At 36.0% G+C, this 25,394-nt stretch carries 21 protein-coding genes; 4 read left to right on the top strand and 17 right to left on the bottom strand.

Features of this window, described 5'->3' with window-relative positions:
- Positions 1-13 precede the first annotated feature (13 nt).
- From ric to nadA, 3 genes are read right to left on the bottom strand one after another with little or no spacing between them, the layout of a single operon-like run.
- Positions 14-745 carry an iron-sulfur cluster repair di-iron protein gene (gene ric / locus BKM63_RS19655; protein WP_071638282.1) on the bottom strand — a complete coding sequence of 244 codons (732 nt, stop codon included), beginning with the start codon at positions 743-745 and terminating at the stop codon, positions 14-16.
- 25 nt (positions 746-770) lie between these two features.
- Positions 771-2,294, bottom strand: coding sequence for an L-aspartate oxidase (nadB, locus tag BKM63_RS19650; protein ID WP_071638281.1), 1,524 nt, complete (start codon positions 2,292-2,294; stop codon positions 771-773).
- Between the two features lie 25 nt (positions 2,295-2,319).
- Complete coding sequence (nadA, locus tag BKM63_RS19645; protein ID WP_071638280.1) at positions 2,320-3,252, bottom strand: quinolinate synthase NadA; 933 nt, start codon at positions 3,250-3,252, stop codon at positions 2,320-2,322.
- A gap of 333 nt (positions 3,253-3,585) precedes the next feature.
- Between nadA and BKM63_RS19640 the strand changes: the two genes are divergently transcribed.
- Complete coding sequence (locus BKM63_RS19640) at positions 3,586-3,957, top strand: group III truncated hemoglobin (RefSeq protein WP_071638279.1); 372 nt, start codon at positions 3,586-3,588, stop codon at positions 3,955-3,957.
- 140 nt (positions 3,958-4,097) lie between these two features.
- Here the strand turns inward: BKM63_RS19640 and BKM63_RS19635 are convergent, their stop codons facing one another.
- The 14 genes from BKM63_RS19635 to BKM63_RS19570 form a co-directional block, all read right to left on the bottom strand.
- Positions 4,098-4,727 (bottom strand): Crp/Fnr family transcriptional regulator, encoded by a 630-nt coding sequence (locus tag BKM63_RS19635; protein ID WP_242661192.1) that lies wholly within the window; start codon positions 4,725-4,727, stop codon positions 4,098-4,100.
- A 242-nt stretch (positions 4,728-4,969) separates the two neighbouring features.
- The gene (locus BKM63_RS19630) at positions 4,970-5,803 is read right to left on the bottom strand and encodes an outer membrane beta-barrel protein (RefSeq protein ID WP_071638277.1); all 834 of its coding nucleotides are present in this window, start codon (positions 5,801-5,803) and stop codon (positions 4,970-4,972) included.
- Positions 5,804-5,852: 49 nt separating this feature from the next.
- Entirely contained in the window at positions 5,853-12,314 is a 6,462-nt protein-coding gene (locus tag BKM63_RS19625; RefSeq protein ID WP_071638276.1) for a T9SS type A sorting domain-containing protein, read from the bottom strand.
- A gap of 16 nt (positions 12,315-12,330) precedes the next feature.
- Positions 12,331-13,269 carry a formyltransferase family protein gene (locus BKM63_RS19620; protein WP_083572291.1) on the bottom strand — a complete coding sequence of 313 codons (939 nt, stop codon included), beginning with the start codon at positions 13,267-13,269 and terminating at the stop codon, positions 12,331-12,333.
- Positions 13,266-14,396: an ABC transporter substrate-binding protein gene (locus BKM63_RS19615; RefSeq protein ID WP_071638274.1), complete on the bottom strand. Its 1,131-nt coding sequence runs from the start codon at positions 14,394-14,396 to the stop codon at positions 13,266-13,268. The genes BKM63_RS19620 and BKM63_RS19615 overlap by 4 nt, the downstream gene beginning before the upstream one ends.
- A 69-nt stretch (positions 14,397-14,465) precedes the next feature.
- Complete coding sequence (locus tag BKM63_RS19610) at positions 14,466-15,005, bottom strand: phage tail protein (protein WP_071638273.1); 540 nt, start codon at positions 15,003-15,005, stop codon at positions 14,466-14,468.
- 20 nt (positions 15,006-15,025) lie between these two features.
- Positions 15,026-15,565: a phage tail protein gene (locus tag BKM63_RS19605; RefSeq protein WP_071638272.1), complete on the bottom strand. Its 540-nt coding sequence runs from the start codon at positions 15,563-15,565 to the stop codon at positions 15,026-15,028.
- Positions 15,566-15,622: 57 nt separating this feature from the next.
- A complete protein-coding gene (locus BKM63_RS19600; protein WP_071638271.1) occupies positions 15,623-16,162 on the bottom strand; it encodes a phage tail protein in 540 nt (179 codons plus the stop codon).
- Positions 16,163-16,565: 403 nt separating this feature from the next.
- Positions 16,566-17,480, bottom strand: a complete 915-nt coding sequence (locus tag BKM63_RS19595; RefSeq protein ID WP_071638270.1) for a carbohydrate kinase family protein — start codon at positions 17,478-17,480, stop codon at positions 16,566-16,568.
- 85 nt (positions 17,481-17,565) lie between these two features.
- Positions 17,566-17,811 (bottom strand): hypothetical protein, encoded by a 246-nt coding sequence (locus BKM63_RS19590; RefSeq protein ID WP_071638269.1) that lies wholly within the window; start codon positions 17,809-17,811, stop codon positions 17,566-17,568.
- A gap of 159 nt (positions 17,812-17,970) precedes the next feature.
- Positions 17,971-19,080 (bottom strand): PepSY-associated TM helix domain-containing protein, encoded by a 1,110-nt coding sequence (locus tag BKM63_RS19585; protein ID WP_071638268.1) that lies wholly within the window; start codon positions 19,078-19,080, stop codon positions 17,971-17,973.
- 47 nt (positions 19,081-19,127) lie between these two features.
- Entirely contained in the window at positions 19,128-21,572 is a 2,445-nt protein-coding gene (locus BKM63_RS19580; protein ID WP_071638267.1) for a TonB-dependent receptor, read from the bottom strand.
- 168 nt (positions 21,573-21,740) lie between these two features.
- Positions 21,741-22,604, bottom strand: a complete 864-nt coding sequence (locus BKM63_RS19575; RefSeq protein WP_071638266.1) for a DMT family transporter — start codon at positions 22,602-22,604, stop codon at positions 21,741-21,743.
- Between the two features lie 309 nt (positions 22,605-22,913).
- A complete protein-coding gene (locus BKM63_RS19570; protein WP_071638265.1) occupies positions 22,914-23,252 on the bottom strand; it encodes a winged helix-turn-helix transcriptional regulator in 339 nt (112 codons plus the stop codon).
- A gap of 276 nt (positions 23,253-23,528) precedes the next feature.
- On the opposite strand from BKM63_RS19570, the gene BKM63_RS19565 reads away from it, so the two are divergent.
- From BKM63_RS19565 to BKM63_RS19555, 3 genes are read left to right on the top strand one after another with little or no spacing between them, the layout of a single operon-like run.
- The gene (locus BKM63_RS19565) at positions 23,529-24,020 is read left to right on the top strand and encodes a GNAT family N-acetyltransferase (RefSeq protein WP_071638264.1); all 492 of its coding nucleotides are present in this window, start codon (positions 23,529-23,531) and stop codon (positions 24,018-24,020) included.
- Positions 24,021-24,022: 2 nt separating this feature from the next.
- A complete protein-coding gene (locus BKM63_RS19560) occupies positions 24,023-24,508 on the top strand; it encodes a MarR family winged helix-turn-helix transcriptional regulator (RefSeq protein ID WP_071638263.1) in 486 nt (161 codons plus the stop codon).
- Between the two features lie 21 nt (positions 24,509-24,529).
- On the top strand, positions 24,530-25,378 hold the full coding sequence (locus tag BKM63_RS19555) for an AraC family transcriptional regulator (RefSeq protein ID WP_083572290.1): 849 nt from the start codon (positions 24,530-24,532) through the stop codon (positions 25,376-25,378).
- Positions 25,379-25,394: the final 16 nt, after the last annotated feature.

The raw sequence follows: 25,394 nt of genomic DNA, 5'->3' as shown, positions 1-25,394 counted from the left end.
GTTTTATTTGTATTTAAAAAACTCTCTTAAAGTTTTTTTCTAGTTTAATTGCTTTTGGGAATAAAATATTGTTTTCCATATGAATGTGTTTATACAAGTTGCTTTCAAATTCCTGCAGCATCGAAAAAGTAACTTTGTATGTGTTGCAGGCTCCTGCAGGAGGAGTATAATCATTGGTTAGCGCAGCAATTTTTTTAAAGCGCTGTCCTTCTCCCAAATGATCTTCTTTCATTAAAAGAACTTGATTTTCAATACTTCCGAAAACAGGTGTTTGAAATGATAAACCTTTGTCTTTTGCCTTTTTCATTTCTCGAATGAAAGGAAAAAGTTCCGTTTCTTCTTTTTTCATATGAGCAGCAAGATCAGATGCTGATGCATTAAAGATGGTATTAATTTCATGCAGTTCAGGATGTATCTCGCCATGAACACGGCATACTTTATTTAAAAACTGAAGTAAAACCGGTGTTTTTTCTTCTACATATCTGTGATGTGTTTTTTCAATATAATCTGTCAATAAATCCACCGGCCATGATTTATAATCAAAAGACTGGTTTGCCGGGCTCTCCTTTGCAATTTGAAGCTGTTGCATAAGGATATTTTCTGTGATATCTCTTTTTTTGCAGACTTCTGCTATTGTGCGATGTCCTTTGCAGCAAAAATCTATGCTGTATTTCGAAAAAACAGCAGCTGTTCTAAAATCATTGGCAACAATTTCCCCAATTGTAGATTTACTTGTTATTTCCATAGTCATTAGCTTTGATTATCATGTTTTAATTTAAAGACATTATAAAAGGTGTTTTTCTTTTTTTGCAGTGTTTAATAATTATTAGGGCCACGGTAAGCATATTAGAAAATTCTATAAACGGAATTGTAATTTGCTGTTTAGCCGCAAGTGTTTCGGCAGCATTTTTTATCAATTTTATTTTTTGAAAAGCAAAATCAGTATCGCGTTCTTCACTCAGGTAGAAATTGGTCAGGAGTGCCTGTATTTCTTTTTTTAAGACTAAAAATGTTACATGGTCTTTTTTATTTTCTGTACCCGTGAATTTGGGAACAAGTATTTTTGATGAAAACTCAAATGAATCTATTGTGCTGTTAATGTTTTCTGAAGCCTGATGAGCAAATACCAAAGCTTCGAGTAAAGAGTTAGAAGCCAGACGATTTTTCCCGTGTAATCCGGTTCTGGCGCACTCACCAATAGCATATAAATTTTTAACTGTAGTGAGACCGTTTCTGTCTACCTTAATACCGCCGCATTGATAATGAGCCGCAGGTACTATGGGGATTAAATCTTTTTCCGGAAACAATTCTATTTCATTGCAGTGTTTTGCAATAGAGGGAAACTTTTGATAAAAAGCCGAAGGATCTAAATGCCTGCAGTCTAGATAAACATGTTTTTTTCTGCTTTCATGCATTTCCCGATAAATAGCGTGCGAAACAATATCTCTTGTTGCTAACTCGCCCCGCGAATCGTATTTAAACAAAAATCTTTTTCCTTCTTCATTAACAATATGAGCTCCAAATCCGCGAACCGCTTCTGAAATTAAAAACAAAGGATTTTTTTCTCCTCTAAATAAGGCTGTAGGATGAAATTGAATATACTGCATATCTTCGATTTCGGCTCCTGCACGCGCCGCCATTGCAATTCCGTCTCCGGTTGCAATTTCCGGATTGGTTGTATTTTCGAACAATTGGCCGCATCCGCCTGTACTCAGCACTATACAACGAGTCCTGATATATTTTATCTGGTCCGTGTTTTTATCATAAAAAAAGGCACCGCAGGAAGTTGTCTGCTCTTGTTTGGTTTCTGTATTGAGATCGATAACCTGATAATTTTCGAATAATTGAATATTGGGTAATTGTTCGATTATTTTCAAAAGCTTCTTTTCTATTTCAAGGCCTGAACTGTCTTTATGATGCAGAATACGATGCTGTGAATGACCTCCTTCAAGACCTAAATCCCATTGTCCTTCCTGGTTTTTATCAAAAGAGGTTCCAATCTTCAGAAGTTCTTCGAGCCTTTCCGGTGCCTGCTCAATAACCATTTTTACAATAGCCTGGTCGCAGTGTCCGCCGCCTGATTTTAAAGTGTCTTTTATATGCTGCTCAAAACTATCCTTTATATGATTTGTAACAACTGCAATACCACCTTGTGCGAGTTGTGTATTAGTGTTTGGTGCAGTTTTCTTGGTCATAATTACAATAGATAAATCCGGACGTTTTTTGGCAGTTTTCATGGCAAAAAATAATCCGGAAATACCGGAACCTATTATGAGTATATCAGTTTTGAGCATTTTATAAGGGTTTTGAGGTTCAATTTTAAGACAGTTCAAGCATTCTTTTTATAGGTTTTAAGGCTTTAATTCTCAGCTGTTCATCTACTATAATTTCGGGACTTTCATATTTAAGACACCAATATAATTTTTCGAGTGTATTGATTTTCATAAATGCGCATTCACTGCAGGCACAAGTATTATCTTCGGTAGAAGGAGCGGGAATCAGCGTTTTTTCAGGTGCCGCTTTTGAGAGTTCATGCAAAATACCAGCTTCTGTAGCCACTATGAAAACAGCGGCAGGATCCGTTTTAATAAAGTTGATAATTCCGGAGGTTGAACCAATGTAATGGGCAATTTTTAAAATATGGCTCTCAGATTCCGGATGTGCCGCAATTTTGGCAGTTGGATTTTTCTTGTAAAGGTCAATTAGTTTTTCTAGCGAAAAGGCTTCGTGAACCACACATGATCCATCCCAAAGCACTAGTTTACGCTTTGTTTCTTTTTGTAAATAATGTCCTAAATTTTTATCCGGTGCAAATATAATTTCCTTATCTGCAGGTATAGAAGCAATTATTTTTTTTGCATTTGATGAGGTACAAACCAAATCGCTCATTGCTTTTATTTCAGCAGAGCAGTTTATGTAAGTTACCACAATATGCCCGGGGTGTTTTGCTTTAAAAATTTTAAAATCGGCAGGATCACATCCGTCTGCAAGAGAACATCCTGCATTAAAATCAGGTATTATTACCTTTTTATCCGGATTTAGTATTTTGGCTGTTTCTGCCATAAAATGGACTCCGGCAAAAAGAATAATAGAAGCATTGGTTTGCTGCGCCTTTTTTGATAATTCAAGACTGTCTCCAATAAAATCTGCAATATCCTGAATTTCCTCATCTTGATAATAATGAGCCAGAATAACCGCATTTTTTTCTTGCTTTAATCGTATTATTTCCTTTATCAGAGAATTTTTGTCCATTTTTAATTTTATTATTTCTGCATAAAATATGCCGTTTCCAGCATATTTTAGTGCAGATAAAGTTTAGTGGTTTTGTATCAGAAACAATATTCTAATACTGTTAAGCATAATTTCGATAGGGTAAATTTATCATCATCAATTTTCTCAAATTATGATTCCAGTCATATCGTTTTATTTTTATTTTCTTACCGTTTGGTTATGGCGGTTAATAGAAGGGAAAGTTTCTTAATTTTTCTGTTTTTTATGATTATAATCATAGTTTATAAACTGCAGGTTTTAGAATTTTGATGTAAAGTTTTCTATTATTTGAAATAGAGAAATTAAAACCGGCAGATGAGAACAGATATTAGAAATAAGGAGGATATTAAAATATTGGTTGATGCTTTTTATAATAAAATTAAAACAGATGGCTCTATTGGTTATTTATTTACCGATGTTGCCATTGTAAATTGGGAAAAACATCTTCCAATTATGTATGATTTTTGGGATAATATTCTTTTTCATACCGGAAATTTTGATGGAAACCCGATGATGAAACATCGATTACTGAATGAGAAGAGTACTTTAACTGAAACTCATTTTTTGCATTGGACCAAATTGTGGAAAAAAACAGTCGATGACTTATTTGAAGGTGAAAAAGCAAATGAAGTTAAAATTCGGGCAAAGAATATTTCGAAAGCAATGATGAATAAAGTTATTACATAATAAACGGGAACTCGTAAAGTTCCCGTTTTAATTTTGAATGCTGTTAAGCCTAATTAATTTTTTAACCTTCCGTACAAAGAAAGAAAATACTTTTTTGAAGAAGTATGATTAGAATCATAACCACTATATTAAAGAATCTTCTAATAGAATAATTTATGATCGATAATTTCAATTTTTTTGTTTTTATTCATTTGCGAAACTGTCCTGATAACGGTTTCAACACGTAAACCTGTGAAATCTGCAATTTCTTGTCTGGTATAGGGAATTTTCATTTTTTGAGAAGGCTTGAAATTGTGCTGTCTTTTTAAATTATCTAAAAAGTATTGAATGCGATGTTCAGGTTTATGATTAATTATGTTTTTAGAAAATACAATTTTATTATAGATTTTGTTTGCAAATAATTTTAATAATCCTGTCTGCATTTCGGGATTTTCTTCCAGAAAAGAAAAAAAATTCGTTTTTGAGAGCTTTAATAAAATACAATCTGTTTGTGCAACTGCAGAGGCAGGGTAGGGCTGTTCAATAAATAAAGGCGGTTCGCCAAAACTGTTTCCTTCTTTAAAAACTCCAATAGTAAGATCTTTACCATCTTCATTAGTGTAGCTCATTTTTACAGTGCCTTCAAGAATTTGGTAATAGGAAAGAGGAGGATCATTTTCGTAAAAGATGACAGTATGTTTGGGAACCTTTTTGGCAACAGCGCCCCAAGTATAAAGTAAGTCAGTATCAATATGCATTTTGTCAGCAGTTACTACTATAAAAAAACTCAAATTTTAGTGTTCAAAGTAAAGAAATCAACTAAAATATAAATATGATAAATGTTAGGTTTTGAGAACTTTATAGATTTTAAAATGAAACTATATCTTATTTGGGAGATGTAGAAGCGGCTGGAGTAATAAGCAGACACAAACACGGCATAACTTAAGGAATATTTTATTTTTTAAAATTTTGTATAAAAAAAAGCTACTCAAAATTAATTGAATAGCTTTTTCCGGACAAGAATTTTATAAAATCAGCGAATCGCGAATCTTAGTTTTAAACCATAAGAAACCAATCTCATGTTTGATGCAATTCCGGTATCGAATACACTGTTGTATCTTAATTGAACAGGTACTTCAGGGCTGTATTGAACCAGATTGCTGTTTTCGTTTTTCTTTTGAATGTTATTTAAGCCGTAGTCGATATATGCTCCAATATAAATGGAGTTTCTGTTTCCGATAACTTGTTTTAAACCAGTCTCAAAAGTGGCTGAATACGATACTTTGGTATCTAAATCACGCTCAGGCGCTTTTAGATTGTCAACATTAGCAAAGCCGGCAAATGCAGGACTGAATAATTCTACATTGTATTGTGGATAGTAACCGCTTGTTGTGCTGTTTGACATACTTGACTGATAAGTTCCGCTTGATGCAAAACCTATTTTAGCTCCGGCAGCAACATAAAGTTTTGATGTGCCGTGAGTTTCGAACTGAATATTAATTGGAATATTAATGTAGCCCAGGTTTTGTTCTTCTCTTAAATTAGTGACTTTGTACCGAAACTGAAAAGCTTCGTTTTCAGCATCGACAGCGTTGTATTGTCCTGCCAGATAACCAAATTTTGAATCGGAATTGTAGGTCTGGTATTCTACGCCAATTCCTAAGCTTAATCCATCGTTTAGATAATAAGAATAGCGAAGGCCGGCGTTAACTCCATTTCCAGGAACATATTCACCGCCAGTTGATTTTATAAAGGAAAACGGACCGCCCAGTGAAATAGAAAATTCGTGTTTTTTATCCTGGCCATAACCATTAAAAGCTGCAAAAAAAGCCGTTATGACTGCGAGTGATGTTATATATTTTTTCATCTTAAATTTTATTATACCGGCACTATTTGCATAGTGCCGGCAGGTTTATCTATTTTACAATTACTTTGAAAGATTTTTTTACGTTTGGACTTTCAAGAACAACCATAAGGATATTACTTTCAGTTGATTGCGGTAATTGTATTTCAGTTAGTACTGAAGAAGATTGAACAGTTTTAATTAATTGACCCGTAACAGAGTAAAGACTAATTTGCATTTGATCTAACTCTTCCTGAGGATAATCAGCTTCTACAGTGATTGTTTTTCCTGTTTGAATTGGGTTAGGATAAAGTTTAGCCTGAAATGAGTTGCTAAGCGTAATTTTACCTGAGCAGGTTTGTAATACTTTACCATCTTTGGTCGTCATTTTCACACTGTAATCAGCAGCAGGATCTAAAGTTGAATTTACACTTTCACCAGCAGAGTAGTATTGTCCTGTTCCTACTAATTGTCCGTTTTTGAACCATTGGTACGATGTAAATTCATAACCGCCGTTTGTTAGCGGATTGTTGTTTACAATAAGAACGTTATTAAACTTTTGACGAACGATATCGAAGAAACCGAAAGGTTTTTCAACTGTAATAGCATATACCGCTGACAGACTTCCATCTTCAGATGTAACTGTTACATTTTGATTGTAAATTCCTGGTTTAGGAGTTTGTATTGTAAAGTTAGCAGATGGAGTAATAACTGCATTTGATTCGTTTACAAAAGAAACCGTTGGGTTATTTTCAGAACATGACATTACATAGTTGATTGTTTTTCCTGGATTTTCAAACACTTTTGTTCCTAAAGTAATTTGCTTAACATCGATGTTGTTGTTTAGAATCACTAATAATTGTGAAACATTTACCGCAGGAAGATAATTTGCATTTCCAGCTTGACGAGCCGTAATGTTAACTTCACCAGATCTTAGCATATTTACAACACCAGTTGGAGAAACATTAGCAGGAGCTAAAGTTGAAACATAAGTAAAGATATAATCAACTGGCAGACCAGAACTTGCTGTTGCAGTTAAATTAAATGTGTTATTTGCTCCTAATGTTTTAACCGGAAGCGCATTGAATGTAATTTGCTGTGGTGCTTTATTAATAACCAAATTCGCTGTAAGAACTATTGGGGAACAGTTAGGCGAAATAGCTGCCGGTGTTATTGTAGCAGTTACGGTATAAGTTCCGGCATTAACTGATGCGTTGTTTGCAGAATACGTTACACTTGCTCCGGCTGGAAGGTTTGCAACCTGTAAAGGATGAGCATTTCCATCATAAGTAGCCTGAGCACTTGCAAAAGTTACTGCGTTAAGAGGCGATGCAAGTACTTTTACCGTTTGCGGCTGTGTAATTGTATTTCCGTTTCCGTCATCATATTTCCATGTAATGGTATAAGTACCTACAGTGTTATAAGTTAAAGGATCTGTTGTTGTTGCATTTAAAGTTCCTGCACAATTATCTGTTGCAGTTGGAATTGCAATTTCTGATGCCTGAACTGAACAATAGTTTGAAATTTCAGGAAGAACAGCGACAGTTGGTACTGGTGCAGTTACATCTGGAGTTGTTCCTATAATTACAGTTTGTGTCAGAGTACATGAGTTTGCATCTGTAATGGTAACTGTATATGTATTTGGACTTAATCCTGTTGCAGTTGCTGCAGTTCCACCAGAAGGTGACCAAGAATAAGTATAGCTTCCAGTTCCTCCAGTTGGAGTTACTGTTGCCGTTCCGTCATTTGCACCATTACAAGAAACATCAGTTTTAATTGTTGTTGCAGCAAGAACTGCTGGTTCTGTAATGGTAACAGCAGCAGTAGTTGTACATAAGTTTGCATCTCTAATTGTTACTGTATAGGTTCCTGCGGCTAGTCCTGTTGCAGTAGCAGCAGTTCCTCCAGATGGAGCCCATGAATACGTGTAAGTTCCAGTTCCGCCAGTTACATTTACTGTTGCAGATCCGTTTGTTCCTCCATTACAAGAAACATTTGTTTGAGAGGTAGCTGTTGTAAGTGCTGCTGGTTGTGTAATAGTAAAACTTTGCGTTTTAGTACATAAGGTAGCATCTTTTACTGTAACAGTATATGTTCCGGCAGCTAATCCTGTTGCAGTTGCTGCAGTTCCACCAGAAGGTGACCAAGAGTATGTATAAGCTCCAGTTCCTCCAGTTACGACAACACTTGCAGTTCCGGTTACGGCACCATTGCATAATAAATTAGTTTGCGATGGTGTAATATTTATCGGAGTAGGTTCTGTTATTGTAAAGTTTTTTACAATAGAACATCCGTTAGCTGATGTAATAGTTACTGAATAATTTCCAGCAGTTAAATTATTTGCTGTATCACCACTTCCTCCGAAAGGAGCCCATACATAAGTAAATGGACCTGGACCGCCGCTAGGAATTACAGATGCAGATCCTGTATTTGATCCATTACATAAAACATTAGTTTGAGAGGTAGTCGCAACTAAAGTATTGGTGGTGGTAATAAAGAAGTTTTTAGTTATAGTACATCCGTTAGCATCTGTAATTACTGCGCTATAATTTCCTGCAGTTAAACCCGTTGCAATTGCGGTTGTAGCACCATTTGACCATAAGTAAGTATATGGAGTAGTACCGCCGCTAGCAGTTACCCCTGCCTGACCAGGACTTACGCAAGTCGCATTGATCTGGCTTGTTGTAGCAGATAAAACCGGTGGCTGTGTAATAGTAAAAGTTTTAGTTATGGTACATCCGTTATTATCTGTAATTAAACAGCTGTAGTTTCCAACAGTAAGACCACTAGCTGTAGCAGCTGTTCCTCCAGAAGGAGACCATAAGTAGGTATAGTTTGGTGTTCCTCCGGAAGCTGTTACTGTTGCTGTACCCGTTGCACTTCCATTACAAAGAACATTAGTTTGTGATGTAACAGCCGATAAAGCATTTGGCTGGCTTATTGTTACACTAGCAGTAGTAGAACATGTATTAGCGTCTGTAATTGTAACTGTATATGTTCCGGCAGCTAATCCAGATGCTGTTGCTGCGGTTCCTCCGGTAGGTGCCCAAGAATAACTATATGATCCAGTTCCTCCTGAAGCGGTTACGGTTGCAGAACCATTAGTACCTCCATTACAAGAAACATCAGTTTTTGAAATTGTTCCGGATAATGCAGCAGGAGTTGCAATTGTTATATTTTTAACCAGTGTACATCCATTAGCATCTGTAATTGTACAAGTATAATTTCCTGCAGAAAGTCCCGTAGCAAAAGATGCTGTTCCTCCAGAAGGTGCCCATGAATAAGTATAAAGTGGAGTTCCTCCGGATACGCTTACGCTTGCGCTACCATTTGCTCCGTTAAAGCAACTAACACCAGTTGATGCTGTAGTTGCAGATAAAACGGAAGGCTGCGTTATGGTGAAACTTTGAGTATCAGAACATAAGTTAGCATCTGTAACTGTTACCGTGTAAGTTCCAGCAGTTAATCCTGCTGCAGTTGCCCCAGTTCCTCCAGAAGGTGCCCAGGAATAGGTATAACTTCCGGTTCCTCCTGTAGCTGAAACAGTAGCAGATCCGGTTGCAGCGCCATTACATGCAATATTTGTTTGGGCAGCTGCTGTGGCATTTAATACTGTTGGCTGCGTAATAGTAAAACTTTGTGTAGTCTGACATAAATTAGCATCTTTAACCGTAACAGTATATGTTCCAGCTGAAAGTCCTGTTGCTGTTGCAGCAGTTCCTCCAGAAGGTGACCATGCATAGGTGTAAGTTCCAGCTCCTCCTGATGCAGTTACAGAAGCAGTACCATTAGATCCTCCAAAACATGAAACCGGTGTTGTAGATGTTGTTCCATCTAAAACAGGAGGCTGTGTTATTGTAATATTATTTAAAATTTTGGTGCAAGAATTTGCATCAGTAACAGTAACGCTGTAAGTACCTGCTGGACGACCTGTTATAGTAGCTGTTGTAGCACCGGTATTCCATAAGTATGTATAACCTCCGGCTCCTCCTGATGCAGTTACAGTAGCAACACCATTTGACCCTCCATTGCATGAAACGTTTGTAACGGCAGGTATTGCATTTAATACAGGCGGCTGTGTTACTTGAATATTATTTACAATTTTGGTGCAAGAATTTGCATCTGTAACAGTCACGCTGTAAGTACCAGCTGTCAGGCCTGTTATTGTAGCTGTTGTAGCGCCAGTATTCCATAAATAACTATATCCTCCAGCTCCTCCTGATGCAGTTACAGAAGCAACACCATTAGCCCCTCCATTACATGATACGTTTGTGAAAGCAGGTACCGCATTTAACACAGGCGGCTGTGTTACGTTGATATTATTTATGATTTTAGCGCATGAATTACTATCAGTAATAGTCACACTATAAACACCAGCCGTTAGACCTGTTATTGTAGCTGTTGTAGCACCAGTATTCCATAAATAACTATATGTTCCGGTTCCTCCTGATGGAGTTACAGAAGCAGCACCATTAGTTCCTCCGTTACATGCTACGTTTGTTATAGCAATTGTACCATTAAGTGCGGCTGGCGGCTGGCTAACCGTAATACCGCTTAGAACAAAGGTACAAGCATTTGAATCTGTAATAGTCACGCTGTAAGTTCCAGCAGTAAGTCCTGTTGCTGTTGCAGCAGTTCCTCCAGAAGGACTCCATAAATAGGTGTAAGTTCCGGTTCCTCCTGTAACTGCAACAGTTGCAGATCCTGATGTACCACCATTACATAAATTATTTGTTTGTGCAGCTGGTGTTGCTGTTAAAGCAGCAGTTGGACTGCCTACTACTATGTTATTTATAGTTTTGACACAAGAGTTAGCATCGGTAATGGTAACACTGTAAGTTCCAGCAGTAAGTCCTGTTGCTGTTGCAGCAGTTCCTCCAGAAGGTGACCATGCATAGGTATAACTTCCAGTTCCTCCTGACGGAGTTACCGTAGCAGTACCATTAGCTCCTCCAAAACACGAAACTGGTGTTGTAGAAGATGTTCCGCCTAAAGCAGGTGGCTGTGTTATTGAAATATTATTTACAATTTTGGTGCAAGAATTTGCATCTGTAACAGTTACACTATATGTCCCGGCTACAAGTCCTGTTATGGCAGCTGTTGTAGCGCCGGTGTTCCATAAATAGGTATAACCTCCAGCTCCTCCGGATGCTGATATTGCAGCTACACCATTAGCCCCCCCATTACAGGCTACATTTGTAGTAGCAGGTACTGCATTTAAAATAGGTGGCTGTGTTATAGTGGCAGATCTGGTTATTTGTGTTCCTTCACCATCAGTAACGGTTACAGTATACACACCAACCGTAAGATTAACTGCGGTTGCATTTGTTCCTCCAGATGGAGACCAAGAATAATTATAAGGAAGTGTACCACCGCTTACAGCAATTGTAGCTGTACCAGTATTTCCACCGTTACAACTTACATTTGTACTAGCGATTGTTGCCGGAGCGGTTAATGCAGCTCCAGTAGTAATATTTAATTCAGCTCCATAAGTGGTGCCTGTATTATTTTTAGCATAAGCTTTATAATAAATAGTTGATGCCGGAGTAAGCCCTGTTACAAGTCCGCTGAAAGGCCCGGCACCGGTTCCAATTTGAACTTTTGTATTTGCTGTAGTTGGGTTTGGTGTAGTAGCCCAGACTATTCCTCTTTCTACGTTGGCATCACCACCTGTGTCAGTTACATTACCTCCAAATGTAGCAGAAACAGATTTAATGTTTAACGCAGCAGTAGTTGTTACAATTGGCGGTGAACCTAGAAATGGAGCACCAGAAGGCATTGTAAGAGGAGTCGCTGATGTAGTCCAGTTTGCAGGATTCATTACAGCTGTTCTAATATTGGCAGCAGTGCTAAGATTTCCGCTTCCATTAAATTTTCCAACTTCAGGGCTTCCTGAACCACCAGGGCCCGTAAAAAATGCACTTGTACCGCCTGCAAGACCTGTAGGGAGTTTTGAGCCATTAGATCCGTTAGCACATGCGGCTGCATCCCAAGCATTTTGTGTAGTACCTTCAGGACAGTTGTAATAATGCAGTCCGCTTATAAAAGTAACTGCTCCGGTTGGAGAAGCTGCACCTTGAAAAGCAATAATTTGATCCCCTACAGTTGATAAACTTAATCCGTTTACCATTGTACCTTCAGTCAAGGCCATAGAACCATTAGGAGTAGATACAGCGGTAACGGGATTGTACGTTGAGGCAGTCAAACCTTTTATGATTACTTCTGTTCCAGGTGCAATAGCCGCTCCGGAAGTCCAGGTAACAGTTCCTTCTGACCCGGATGCTCCCTGCCAGGAACCGGGAGTTCCAAAATAACCCCGATCAGTAAATCTTATCACTGTACCCGAAGGTATAGCAGCTAAAGCAACAAAAGAGTATACATCTCCATCAGCAGGAGTGAAGGTAGAATCATAACCAGTGAAGATAATATCTCCAGCAGCCAGAGTTTGAGAATTACCTATGTAACTCTGTAAAAATATCCCCAAAAAGAGGGCGATATTTAAAAATTTTTTAATTTGAGAGTAAAAATGTTTCATAATTAAGATAGTTAAATTATAAAGAGGCAAATTGCTCGCCGTTTTTTATGCCAAAAGCGAGCAATTTGTGCCCACTCATAAACCCTTCTTCAGTATAAACTGTATTTATACGAAGTTGTGTATTATCATAACATTGTATTATAAGTCCGTTGTTTTCATTTATTTCCAAAATAGTTCCCGGAGCTTTTGGATAATCTGTAATAGTATTGGTTTGAGAAACTTCCAGCAGTCGTATGTTTAAACCATTCCATTGAGTGTATGCTCCTTTATTCCATGGATTACAGGCATTTACTAAAGCTTGTATAGATTTAGAATCCTGTTTTTCCCATTGAATACTCACATCAGCAATGGTTGGTTTTTTATAATATCTCGCCAATGATTCGTCCTGACTTACACCTTTGTCATTATTATGCAATAATGTGAAAAGCTCAGGCAGCAGGTAAGATGCCAGATAAGATAAATTTGTTGAAAGCATTCCGTGCGTGAAATCAGTATGTAACGGAAGTGTTTTCTTCAGTATTATTTTTCCTTTATCTATAGCTTTTTCGATACTGTGAACAGAAATTCCGGTTTCGTTTTTTTGTTTTCTGATCGACTCAAAAACCGGATCAGCACCGCGCATTTCAGGCAATAGCCCATAATGAAAATTATAAAAAAGATTAGGATGCTGTTCTATAATTTCTTCAGTTATTTTCCATGGAAAAGTCATCGTGAAAATAAATTTCAAAGCAGTATTTTTAATAATTTCCTGAAGATTTACTTCTAGCTTAGATTTTTCAATCCATATTAAATTGATACCCGCTTTTGCAGCAAAAACAGAACAAAAGGCTTTTACATCCTCATTTTCTACGGGTACTCCAATAGTATGCAGTCTGCCAAGGCTGTGTAAAGTTTGTATTGCCGGAAAAGCCATACGGTTGTTGCAAAGTACTACTATGTCTCGTGTTGTATTCATGAATCTAAGCAGGCATAAGAATTAAACCAAGAATTTGTCATAGTATCCTGAATAGCAATAATATGATGTTGAAGACGTTCACGTTCCTGATCTAAATTAGAAACTTCGGTTATGTCTTCTAATACACAATTTCCGGTTTCTTCATTTTTAGTTACGGTCGCATAATATAATGGAGCTTCAGAAAATCCGGTTTTTGGATTCATATAAACTCTTCCTCTTGGAGAATCAATAGCGATGTTATCTAAAGACTGTCCATCAGAATTTCCAATAAATAAAGCGGCTTCCCATCCTAAAAGAGAAAAAACATTGGCTTTTTGTTCTTTGATATTTTTCATCGCGGCAACAAATTCTTCATTTTCTTTATTAGACGTATTGGATGCCCATGGTATTGCGCAGCTCCAGTTATAACCAGGATATGGTATTTTTTGAAGCCACAGTTCCTCGGCAGTAAAACCGCTTCCGTATGTTTTGCTGGAAGCTATATTTTTTAGTTTTGCCGATTCTCTAAAAAAATCCTCAGCCATATCTCCGCAAAATGAGGTAACTAAAGAAACATCTTTATTTTGTTCCAAAAACTCATCTAATGGTGTCAAGTTGAGGTCTGCACGTTGTAATGGTGTAACATGATTATAAGTAATCATGCCTCCTTTGTCTTCAATAGCAGTCGAATAAGAATAAGGTGATTTATAACCGGCATCATAAAAAGAACAGGTAAAAGCAAATCTATTTTGTCCTTCTTCAATAGCTTTATTCACTATTACTCGCGAGCATAAAGTACCTTCCAGTGATATAAAATAAACATTAGAAAGTTTTTTATCTGATGTCTGAAATTGATAACCACTGTCTAATACTATTAATAGTTTTCCAGCGCTTTCAAATATTGGCTGTACAAATTCAGCAGTAAGAGGATTTATATAAGCTATTATAATGTCTGTTCCATTTAATAGTAACTGTTCGCAGCATTCATAAATTTCTTTATTGTTGCCGCCAACTCCTATACCGGCAGTTACAATTTCATGTTTATCATCAATTCCAATTTTTTTTAGGGCAGATTTAAATCCGTCCATGATGTCAAAAGACATTGAAGGATAAATAACAGATCGGGGTAAAAGTAAAGCTATCTTCATAAATTTTTTTAAACTGTTTATAAAACAAAACAACCCATTAGTTTGATAGTAGTGGGTTGCTGTTTTTTTTTAATTTCTGGAAGGGTAAACTCCCTGGATACAAATGATATAATTCAATCCCAAATAAGGTTGTTGAATTGACATTGCCTGATTATTTCCAGTTGGATCTATTGTTATTGAAGGCGTTATAGGTTTCATCGCGCCATCTGCAGCTTCACTGGAATACAGCCCAGTTAAAGAGGCTAAATTAGTATTAGAAGGAGCTCCTGTATTTCCTACGTCGGCTACTACTTTCATAGCAAATTTTCCTGTACCCGCATGTGTATGTGCTGGTAAATTTGCCATTGTTGCAGTTATTGTATTGCTTCCTAATTGTGCACCAAGAGGTAATTGAGTAATACCTTGTGTAACTCCTGTTCCAGCGGGTATTCTTCCTCTAAAATCCGGTAATGCAAATGTTTGTACTCCATTACCCCCAAACGTTGTGCCTAAAAGGCTGAATAATGCTTGATTAGTAGAGATAGCTAATATTTGTCCGCTGCAAAGCGCCCAGTTTCTTGGTGCAAAGTTGGCAGCAAATAATCGAATTTCTGACATCGTTCCGTCCATAGTTTTTTTGTTTAAGGTTTTTAGTTTCTAGATGGAAAAATACCTTCTGTACAAATGATGTAATTTGTAACCAGATAAGGTTGTGTAATAGTAAAAGGAAGTCCAGTACCTGTATTTGATAATGTAACTGCAGCACTTTCGGGTTTCAAATTGTTATCAGGTGCCGATGTAGTATAAGCATTTGTCAACCCAGCAAGAATATTGTTGGCCGGTGCTCCGGTATTACCAGCTCCTTTGTGAACCGGTATTGTAAGCGTCCCTGCTACAATATGGTTGTGAGAAGGCATTGAGTTTATTGTCATTGAGTTAGTTTCTGCACCGCCAATCTGACCCAGTACTATATTAGGCAGTCCAGGTGCCTGACCAGTGCCAACAGGAACACGTCCTCTTAGATCTGGTAAATTGAATGTAGATTGACCATCACCACCGTATGTAGTGCCAATTAGTGTATATAGAGCTTCATTATTTGCAATGCTTATTTGGGCGCCATTACAAAAAGCCCATCCTCTTGGTGCGAAATTTCCACCGAATATGCGGATTTCAGATATATATCCTTCCATATTTGTTTCTTTTTAGATTTAACTTGGTTTTTGTGAACTGAGAATGATCCTATTTCATTAAGAGCGAGCCGGAAAAATCCCAACCAGGCATATAATGTAATTCATGCCTATAGTAGGCTGTGTGATTGAAATAGGTTGTCCTTGACCAGCTATACTAGTCGAAACATTAAATGAAATTTCTTTCATACTGTCGTCACCTGCCTGAGTACTATACATTTTAGGTTTTGCTGCAAGCGTATTTCCATCCGGAGTGCTGACATCTCCATCGTCTCCATAAGATGGGACTGTAACAGTTGCCACTGAAGTATGGGTATGAGGCGGAAGCTGTGTACTATTTAGTGAAACAGCATTTACTCCGCCAATTTCACCAAGAAAGTAGTCTGATAAACCAGGTCCCTGACCAACACCAACAGCAACACGCCCTCCTAAGTTTGGCAGCTGAAATGTGCTGGAACCGTTACCTCCGTAAGTAGTGCCAATAAGAGAGAATAAAGCCGTATTCGATTGTATTGCGACGATTTGTCCCATACAAAAAGCCCAATTTCTGGGTGCAAAATTGGCAGCGAAGTGGCGGATTTCTCCAACGTATCCTTCCATAATTTTTAGATTTAATAGGTTAATGTTAGTTATTTGAATTACAGTTTTTTGCTAGATTTGGTTACAATCAGTAAGTAATCTGACAGATTTTGTTTCTGTACTAATTTACTGAATATAAACGTTTTAAGGAATAGGTGTTTTTACGTGTTTTTGTTTAAGTAAGAAATAACCCTTTTATTTGATTTCAAGTAGAGTATATTACCTATGGGTTTTTAAATAAAACAGTAAATTATCAGAAACCTTAATTGAAGTCTAAAATTAAACGGCTTATGGCTTAATGGGGAAAAATATGTCATGAAAAAGGGATTTCATGTCATGAAATCCCTTTTTTGATGTAGATGATAAATGGAGTGTGGGTATTTAATATGAAAGAAAATCTGTTTAGGTGTTCAGATTTTTTATTTTATTTTTTTGCCGTATTTTCTTTTCTAAAAAGAGCAAAGTCATTTAAACTGTAATTTGGGCAGGCTCCTTTTTGGGATGTAATAAAAGCTCCTAAAGCTGTGGCCTGATTCATGATTTCTATTGGATTTTCGTCCAAAATTCTTTTCGATAAAAAACCTGCTAAAAATGCATCACCACTTCCTACCGTATCCTGAATAGTTACAGGAACAGCCGGTACATCATATTTTTGATATTCGTTATAATACAAAGCACCTTTACTTCCTTTGCTTACTAATACTTCTTTGATATTAAATTTATCTTGTATAAAACGTACAGCATCATCTTCGTCTACATAACTCTTGTTTAGAAAATCCAGAACAAGATGCAGCTCAGCCTTATTCATTTTTACCACATCTGATTTTTCAAGCAGGTCATTTATTATCGGAACAGAGTAGTGGGGCGGACGGATATTAATATCAAAAACTTTAAACTGGGCAATTTCCAGCAATTCAAAAAGTGTATTTCTCGACGTTTCGCTTCTGGTAATAAGACTTCCAAAAACAAAAGCCGCCGCATTCGATATTTTTTCGATATAATCATTTCTAAATTCAATAAAATCCCAGGCAACTGGTTTTATAATATCATAATGCGCTTCGTTATGTTCGTCGATATGCGCAATTACAGTTCCGGTTGGATAAAGAGGATCAATCTGGCTGTCCTGCGTAGAAATGTTCCAATCTGTTAATTGTGTTATAAGATCGATTCCCAGTTTATCGTTTCCTACACGGCTTATCATGTGCGAATCAATTCCCATTCGCATTAAATTATAAGCTACATTAAACGGAGCGCCGCCTGCTCGTGCACCTTCTGGGAATATATCCCAAAGTACTTCTCCATAACAATAAACTGATTTTGTATTTTTTTCTTGTGTCATATTTCTAAATTAAATGTTTAAGCATTTACTTATTTAGAAAATTAAGCAAAAAATGAGTCAAACCACTTTACTTAAGAAGTTTTTTTTATGAAGAATGATCGTCGATTATATTTTTAACACTTCGAATAAAGGTTTCAGTGTTTATCATTTCATTTTTAATGTAAATGTCGTAATCTGTCAATTTAAATTGTTCCAGCATATCTTTTTTCAAATATTTAATCATTGATTCAATACTTCGGGTATCGTTTTCGCTTTGTCTTTTTAGTTCGCGTTGTTTACTTTCGAGGTATGCTAAGGTTTTTTTTAATCTTTGAATGCTTAATTTATCCACGCTGAATCTTTTAAAATTATATAACTTCTGCTACATACGTTTAAAATGACATTTCAGTTTGTCATCTTTTTCAAAAAAAATAAAATATTTAATCAAATATAATTAACTATTTGTATAAGTGACTGAAAAAGTTAAGGTTATACAAATAATAAGTTATAGTTATTTTTTAGTCTTTTTTCTTCCAAGCCAAATCAGTAAGCCGGTTACAGGCAGGGTAACGGCAAAAAGACAAACGATAAATGCCAGTATTTTGGTTGGATATCCATAAATACTTCCGGTATGAATAGGATAGATTAAGCGTCGCACTTTTTCACCAGTAGTGAAAGATTCATAAGGCTTAACCTTTAAAATTTCTCCTGTGTATTTATCAAAGTAAGCCATACTCGAAATATTCGGAATCGATTTTTCAGTATTCAATTTGATTACCATAATACTGTTTATAGTATCCGATGGCATTCTAATTTGCGTATCGCCTTTGTATTTGTATATACTGTCTGTTTTTGAAAGTATGTTTTGATAAAAATAAGTCTTGTCCAGATTTGGGTCTGTTTTTGTTGGATTTTCAACTTTAGCCGAAGGTTTTTTTGTGGTTCCGTCTGCCAGTAAAAAAATACCAGTTTCCACCCATTTAAAAGACCAGGTTAATCCCGTTAAGGAAATTATTAAAAGAATTAGAAAAGTGTAAAACCCAAAAGTAGAATGAAAATCCCAGTTGACTCTCTTAAACGAAGCGCTCCATTTTACAGTTAATCGCTGTTTTAGGTTCTTCATTTTTTTCGGCCACCACAAAACAAGTCCGGAAAGCAGCATAAAGATAAAAATAAGACAGCTGCAGCCGGTAATAAACTGCCCCACATCGCCCATAATAAGACGACGATGTAAATCTAAAACTACTGAAAAAAATCTTTTATTCGCGGCCACTTTCCCTAATACTTTTCCCGTATAAGGATCAACAGAAAAAATCTGATTTTTTTTATCTGTATCAGCTGCGGTAATAATAACCGTTCTTTCAGGATCGTCAAAACTGTGGATGCGGTTGATTTTTTTTATCGAATATTTTTGCTGAATGTCTTTTATATAAATATCTGCCGTCATTTTTTTTGTTCCGATGTTCGAAACTTTATAAAACTCAGGATTTACAAAAGAATCGATTTCATCTTCAAAAACCAAAAGGCTTCCGGTTAATGCCACAATAAAAACAATAAGCCCGGACGCAAGTCCGAGCCAAAGGTGCAATAAGCCAATATTTTTTTTAAATGTTTTATTCATATAAATAAGTAATTCAAAATGTTTTTCAAATATAAATAAAGCATGTATTAAAAGGAATATCCTAATGTTAACAGCCAGTTTGAAGGCGCGCCGGGAAACAAACGGATGTAATCGTAACCTCCAACCCAGTAAGTTTTGTTGGTTATGTTGTTGGCGTTCAGCTGAATTTTAAATTTATTGATGTTGTAATATAATGCGGCATTAAATAGTGTATAACCCGGAATGGTTTGCGTTACTGTCTGACTTAAATTACGAGTCGTAACAAAATTAGTTCCAAAAGCAAGTCCAAAATCTTTCAAAGCACCGTCTGTAAAGTTATAGCGTGTCCACACATTTCCTTGCTGTTTTGGTGTATTAGGTTTTTGTCGGTCTATTTCAGATGCTATTGGACTGTCTGTAATGGCAGCTTCGTTGTATGAATAAGCGGCAGAAATACTCCAGTTGCGAGTAATGCTTCCGTTTACATCAATTTCAATCCCTTTAGATTCTTCTTCTCCAATTGCTCTCATTAAATCCGGGTTTGTTGGATCGTTGGCCGGATATAAAGTGTTTTTCTGCTGAATTTTAAATAAAGCTACAGTCACAAAAAGTTTTTCTTTGAACCAGGAAGATTTTCCTCCAAACTCAATCATATTACTTTCTAAAGGATCAAATGGTCCTCCCGCATTTGGATTTGATAATGATGATGCCGTTTGCGGATTGTATCCTTTTACGTAAGTTCCGTATAAATTAATGTTTGGATTAAGAGTATAAGTAAGTCCGAAACGAGGCAGGAAGGAATGTTGTTTTACTTTCTTTTCGTTCCCTTTTTTGTAGTTTTCCTTATCAGTATACTCGTCATAACGAACTCCGATTAAAGCCTGAAAAGCACCAAACTTAATATGATCCTGAACATACACTCCGTATAATGAATAATAAGTTGGATCAAAAGGACGCGCAACATAGAAATATTTGCTCATATCTTTTAATTGCTGTGATGCCGATGGATTCGTTAGGTCAAAATGCGCTACGTTTGGAACCGGATTTCCTTTTGAATCTAACAAATAAAGATTCTTTTTGGCCGGATCATACGTGGCAATTGAACCATTATTTGCCGCATTTCTATATCCGGTTGCCTGCAATTGCGAGCCTCCGGAAGGAACCTGCTCTTGTGCATAATCATAACCGGCAATTAAATTATGGTCTAAAGCTCCGGTTTTTGCCTGATATTTAAAGAAAGCAGAAAGATTGTCAATATAACGTTTACGTTTACGCTCAAAAACCTGCATTTCAATTGCTGTTGGAATGGTAGATCCATCACCGGCAGAAGCATATTTATTGGCTCCGCGATGCTCCAAAAGATCCTCAGTATAACCTGTGCGGATATAGGAAGCCGAAAATGACAGACGATCTGTAAACTGGTGATTTAATGAAGTGGTAACAATGTATGTTTCTTCATTTAAATAATCATTAGTAGAATTTAATGAATTAGAAATTTTGGTCGAGAATAAGTTATTCTCATAAGTTGATTGTCCGCGGTCTAAGATGCTTTTTGAACCCGTATAAATCAAGTCAAAATTTACACTTGTTTTATCATTTGGAAGAAAAGACAGGGAAGGAGCAATAACAATATTTTTGTCGAATTGTAAATCTCTAAAAGAATTAGCATTTTCATACCCTAAATTCAAACGGTATAAAAGCGATTTATCTTCGGTTAACGGACCTGTAAAGTCAGCTAAAGCTCTTAAAGTATTAAAACTTCCTGTCGAGAAACTTACGCTGTTTGCAGCCTGATCCAGAGGCTTTTTGGTAACTCGGTTTAAAACTCCTCCCGGTGACGCATTACCAAACAAAGCAGATGACGGTCCTTTTAAAACTTCAACGCGTTCTAAATAATTGGCAAGAGGCTGTTTCCAGAATCCGGTAGAAGTTCTCATTCCGTTTAACAATTGTGTATTACTTCCTCCGTTAATTCTAAAACCACGAATAGAAATATCATCATAAAAAGTAAACTGGCTCACACCACTGAAGTTTTTTACGACTTCGCCTACGCGAATAGAACCCTGGTCTGCAATTAATTCTTTTGTAGCATACGAAACGGCCTGAGGAAGATCTTTTAAAGCAATTTCGGTTTTGGCTCCAATAAAAGATTTTGTGTTTTTGTATGATTTCTCTTTTCTCCCCGTAATTTCTACAGTCTGGAGCGTATTGATATTTTCCTGTAAAACGATAGAAAGTTCCAGATTCTCATTTTCATGCAGTTCAACGGTTTTTTCCTGAACAGAAAATCCCATTGCTGAAAAATAAAGGGTATAATTTCCCGGTGTCAGGTTATTGAATTCAAAGTTTCCTTTGTCATCAGAAGTGCTGTTTTTTTTGAGGCTTTTAATAGATACAGAAGCATAAGATACAGCTTCGTTATTTTCGGAAACGATCTTTCCGGTAATTTTAGCATTTTGCGCCTGGCTAAGGTTAAAAAAGCCCAGCAGCAAAAATAAGTACGTGAATTTCATGGCGGTTATTTAGATTTTAGGCTGCAAATCTATGCTTATTTAGATTAATTACAAATAATTTAAAATGAAATAATCAGAATATTTTATAATTAATTTAAGAAAACGTTTTAGACTGACAATAAATAGGATAAGCCTCTTACAAAAATGGCAAGAGGCTTAAAAATCAGTTTATTTTTTTATTGAAATAATAGTTTGTGATATAACAGAAGTTATCACAAATACTAATCCGATATAAAAGAAAAAAGTAACTTCCTTACTTTCATTAAAAAACAAGAAAGCCATTATAATAGCATAAACAGGTTCGAGATTAAAAGTAAGATTAACCGTAAATGCGGAGATCTTTTTTAGCGATTCGGCGAATAAAACATACAATCCAACAGTACAGAATAAAGCCAGAATGATGAGATGGAAAATATCTTTCAGACCTGGAAAAATACTTTCGACTGGAAAAAAGTAAAGGTACAGCGGTAAAAGAATTCCCAGCCCCAGTGTACCGCCGGCCATTTGATAGTAATTAATGAGTCTGCTGTCATAAACGGTCACTAACTTTTCATTATAAATAGTGTAAAGCGCTGCAAAAGCCGATGAAATTACGCCCAGAATAATCCCTAATTGATACGAAGAATCAAAATGGAAAATAAGTGCAATTCCGGCCAAAGTCAGCATGCTTAGCAGTAATTCGGTTGAATTGAATTTCTGCTTGTTTATTATTGGCGAAAATAGTGCCGTAAACAAACTGGTTAAGCAATAGCAGACAACTCCCACAGAAATATTAGAATATTTTATACTGGCGTAAAAGAATATCCAGTGTATCGTAATCAAAAGGCCGATTTTAGCAATACTGCATTTTTCTTTGAGCGAAATGGCTTTCGAAATTTTGAATAATTTCAGAATTACAAATAAAATTATAGAGGAAAATAAAACTCGGTACCAAACTAAAAGTCCTTCGTTTAACGAAATAAGTTTACCAAAAACGCCAGTAAAGCCGGCAAGTATTACAGCAATGTGTAATAGTATATAAGATTTTTTCATAAGATTGTCTAAGCGTCTAAAAAGACGGGATTATAAATTAATTTAGAATTGACTTATAAGCATAAGAAGAAATACCGAGATACAAATCGGTATAAAGCACAGCATAAAGTCTAATGATTAATTTATAATACTGGAGGAGGAAGACAACCTTTTTGGCACATAGTTTTTGGAATTTGTGTAAAAGTAAGGAAATTTTTTTTGTTTCAGGTTTGAAGTTTTTTAAGTTTCAGGTTTCAGGTTGTGCTGGCGTTAATCTTACTGCAAAGATTTCCACAAAGCTGAGCAACATGAAACCTGAAACCTGAAGCCTCAAACCTTAAGCCTTTTAATATGATTTCTATGTGAAATTCCCCATTTAATCATTTCAGATATAATAGGTCCGAAAGACTGACAGTAAGATGTAGATTCGTATAGAATTGGTACTTTGGCATCTCGGTCTTCAGTTCTTTTTACAAGATTATTCAGTTCCATGTCTTTTAGTTCCTTCGACAGCATGCGTGCGGTAATCCCCGGAATACTTTCTTTAATTTCCTTAAACCTATTGTTGCCATTACAAATAGAATTGATGATAGGAAGTTTCCATTTTCCTCCCAAAACATATAAAGTATCCTGAAGCGCCTGAAATTCTTCTTTTTGATTTCTTTCCATATATTTTTTAAACTGTATAAGTTAAATTTTCTGCTATACAAGTTATATAAGCTAATTTAAGTTTTTATCTCTAATTGATAAGTTCATAAAGCTTAATGAAATTTCAATTTCTGTGTGAGTTAGGGTTATCTTTTTATCCGCTTAATCTGTGGCAAAAAAAGGATAATGTCTTTGTCGCATAAGACTACAAAAGTATAAAAGAAATCATAAAATTGAATAAATATTTTTATTTATGTATTTAACTACGTAGTTTTGCATTGTAAAAATTTTTAAAATATGAAACCTGTAATTAAACCTATCGAAAATCAATATTCAGATGCCATTGTTGACTTAATATTAAGCATTCAGCAAAAGGAATTCAATGTGCCCATTACGATAGAAGATCAACCCGACCTGCTTAATATTAGTAATTTTTACTATGCTGGAGGCGGCGGCTTTTGGGGTGCTTTTATAAATGATGAATTAGTTGGAACAATTGCCTTAATAAAATTTGCAGATAATGCCGCAGCCATCAGAAAGATGTTTGTAAAAAAGGAATTTCGTGGTAAAGAGTTCTCGATTGCCCAGAAATTATTAGATACTTTAATTGAATATTGTAAAGAAAATAAAATCGATGATTTATATTTGGGAACGATTTCAATATTAGAAGCCGCATTGCGTTTTTATGAAAAGAATCATTTTGTAGAAATTCAAAAAGAAGAGCTTCCAAATGCTTTTCCCTGGATGGCGCCAGATCATGTGTTCCGTCATTTAAATTTAAAGAAATAAAGATGAATATTATAGACGAATCAGGTATTTTGGCCCTTTCTACGCGATTGCAGCGATTGAGTGAGCAGTTACGTAAAGATGGCGCTTTGTTTTATAAATCATACGGGATTGATTTTGAACCCAAATGGTTTCCGGTTATTTATACATTATATCATAAAGAGGTTTTAAGCGTAGTTGAAATTGCCAATGAAATTGGCTATACACACCCGTCTACGATAAGTCTTTTAAAAGAACTGGAAAAACAAAAACTGATTCGTTCTAAAAAAGATAAAATAGACGAACGAAAACGCCTTATTCAGCTTACCGCAAAAGGACAAGAATTAATCGAACAAATGAAACCCGTTTGGGATGTAATGCAGAAAGTCCTTAGCGATATTGCCGACAATCAGAACAATCTTCTTCAGGCAATCAACGAAGCCGAAAATAAAATAATGCATCAGAGTTTTATACAAAGAGCATTGCAGCTAAAGAGTGAGGCTGAGAAATAAATATTTCAAATAAAATTGCAATTGAAAAAAATACCCATATACAATCAAAGTCCGGAAGCTGTTGGCGGTATTTTTGCGGCGTATCATTCTGCTGATGATTTTGCCAATTTTGATAAGAGATTAGAGGTGCACCGCGATGATTTTTTTATCTTTTTTGTACTTACAAAAGGGCAGGCCGCAATTCAATGTGATATGGTCGATATTCAAATAAATGCAATTAATGTATTGATGATAAAACCTCTTCAGGTTCATCACGGACAAGATGGTTCACCAGATGCGGCCGGATATTATATTGGCATCGCGCCCTTTCTTATTCCTAATAATTGTATTGAGATTTTTCAGAATTTAGAAATTTCAGAACAGCTCAATGTGATTGATTCGGAATATAAGGAAGAACTTTTAGATACTATATTTTTATTACATCGTTCTTTTAAAGGTTCCAATCCAAATAAAGGACAGATTATTAATGGTCTTTTTAATGCCTTGATTTACAATTTGGCCAGTATTTATTCAGGATCAAAAAATCAGACGAAAGAAATAAAAAATCAATCCGGATTAATTTATGCCAATTTCAAAAAACTGATTTCAGATCGTACGTTTTTAGAAAGCCCGTCTTATTTTGCAAAGAAACTAAATATCACAACTTCTCATTTAAATGACTGCGTCAATGCTTCTTCAGGTAAATCAGTTACGTATTGGCTTCAAAATGCTATGATTACTGAGGCGCAGCGATTACTTTATTATACGGAAAACGAAGTAAAAGAAATTGCTTTTACACTCGGTTTTCAGGATCACACGTACTTTTCGCGTTTGTTTAAAAAAATCACCAAAGAAACGCCATTAGAGTTTCGCAGGAAATTCCGCGAATAGTCCAATCATTGCCATT

The sequence above is a fragment of the Flavobacterium johnsoniae genome (assembly GCF_001879205.1).
GTDB lineage: Bacteria > Bacteroidota > Bacteroidia > Flavobacteriales > Flavobacteriaceae > Flavobacterium > Flavobacterium johnsoniae_A.
Note: the sequence above shows the minus strand (reverse complement) of the source record. Positions and strands in the feature narration are given on the sequence as shown.

What these genes read in the sequence shown, in the direction of transcription:
- ric (WP_071638282.1), bottom strand. Translation starts at nt 745, where the DNA reads ATGGAAATAACAAGTAAATCTACAATTGGGGAAATTGTTGCCAATGAT.
- nadB (WP_071638281.1), bottom strand. Translation starts at nt 2,294, where the DNA reads ATGCTCAAAACTGATATACTCATAATAGGTTCCGGTATTTCCGGATTA.
- nadA (WP_071638280.1), bottom strand. Translation starts at nt 3,252, where the DNA reads ATGGACAAAAATTCTCTGATAAAGGAAATAATACGATTAAAGCAAGAA.
- BKM63_RS19640 (WP_071638279.1), top strand. Translation starts at nt 3,586, where the DNA reads ATGAGAACAGATATTAGAAATAAGGAGGATATTAAAATATTGGTTGAT.
- BKM63_RS19630 (WP_071638277.1), bottom strand. Translation starts at nt 5,803, where the DNA reads ATGAAAAAATATATAACATCACTCGCAGTCATAACGGCTTTTTTTGCA.
- BKM63_RS19625 (WP_071638276.1), bottom strand. Translation starts at nt 12,314, where the DNA reads ATGAAACATTTTTACTCTCAAATTAAAAAATTTTTAAATATCGCCCTC.
- BKM63_RS19620 (WP_083572291.1), bottom strand. Translation starts at nt 13,269, where the DNA reads ATGAATACAACACGAGACATAGTAGTACTTTGCAACAACCGTATGGCT.
- BKM63_RS19615 (WP_071638274.1), bottom strand. Translation starts at nt 14,396, where the DNA reads ATGAAGATAGCTTTACTTTTACCCCGATCTGTTATTTATCCTTCAATG.
- BKM63_RS19610 (WP_071638273.1), bottom strand. Translation starts at nt 15,005, where the DNA reads ATGGACGGAACGATGTCAGAAATTCGATTATTTGCTGCCAACTTTGCA.
- BKM63_RS19605 (WP_071638272.1), bottom strand. Translation starts at nt 15,565, where the DNA reads ATGGAAGGATATATATCTGAAATCCGCATATTCGGTGGAAATTTCGCA.
- BKM63_RS19600 (WP_071638271.1), bottom strand. Translation starts at nt 16,162, where the DNA reads ATGGAAGGATACGTTGGAGAAATCCGCCACTTCGCTGCCAATTTTGCA.
- BKM63_RS19595 (WP_071638270.1), bottom strand. Translation starts at nt 17,480, where the DNA reads ATGACACAAGAAAAAAATACAAAATCAGTTTATTGTTATGGAGAAGTA.
- BKM63_RS19585 (WP_071638268.1), bottom strand. Translation starts at nt 19,080, where the DNA reads ATGAATAAAACATTTAAAAAAAATATTGGCTTATTGCACCTTTGGCTC.
- BKM63_RS19580 (WP_071638267.1), bottom strand. Translation starts at nt 21,572, where the DNA reads ATGAAATTCACGTACTTATTTTTGCTGCTGGGCTTTTTTAACCTTAGC.
- BKM63_RS19575 (WP_071638266.1), bottom strand. Translation starts at nt 22,604, where the DNA reads ATGAAAAAATCTTATATACTATTACACATTGCTGTAATACTTGCCGGC.
- BKM63_RS19570 (WP_071638265.1), bottom strand. Translation starts at nt 23,252, where the DNA reads ATGGAAAGAAATCAAAAAGAAGAATTTCAGGCGCTTCAGGATACTTTA.
- BKM63_RS19565 (WP_071638264.1), top strand. Translation starts at nt 23,529, where the DNA reads ATGAAACCTGTAATTAAACCTATCGAAAATCAATATTCAGATGCCATT.
- BKM63_RS19560 (WP_071638263.1), top strand. Translation starts at nt 24,023, where the DNA reads ATGAATATTATAGACGAATCAGGTATTTTGGCCCTTTCTACGCGATTG.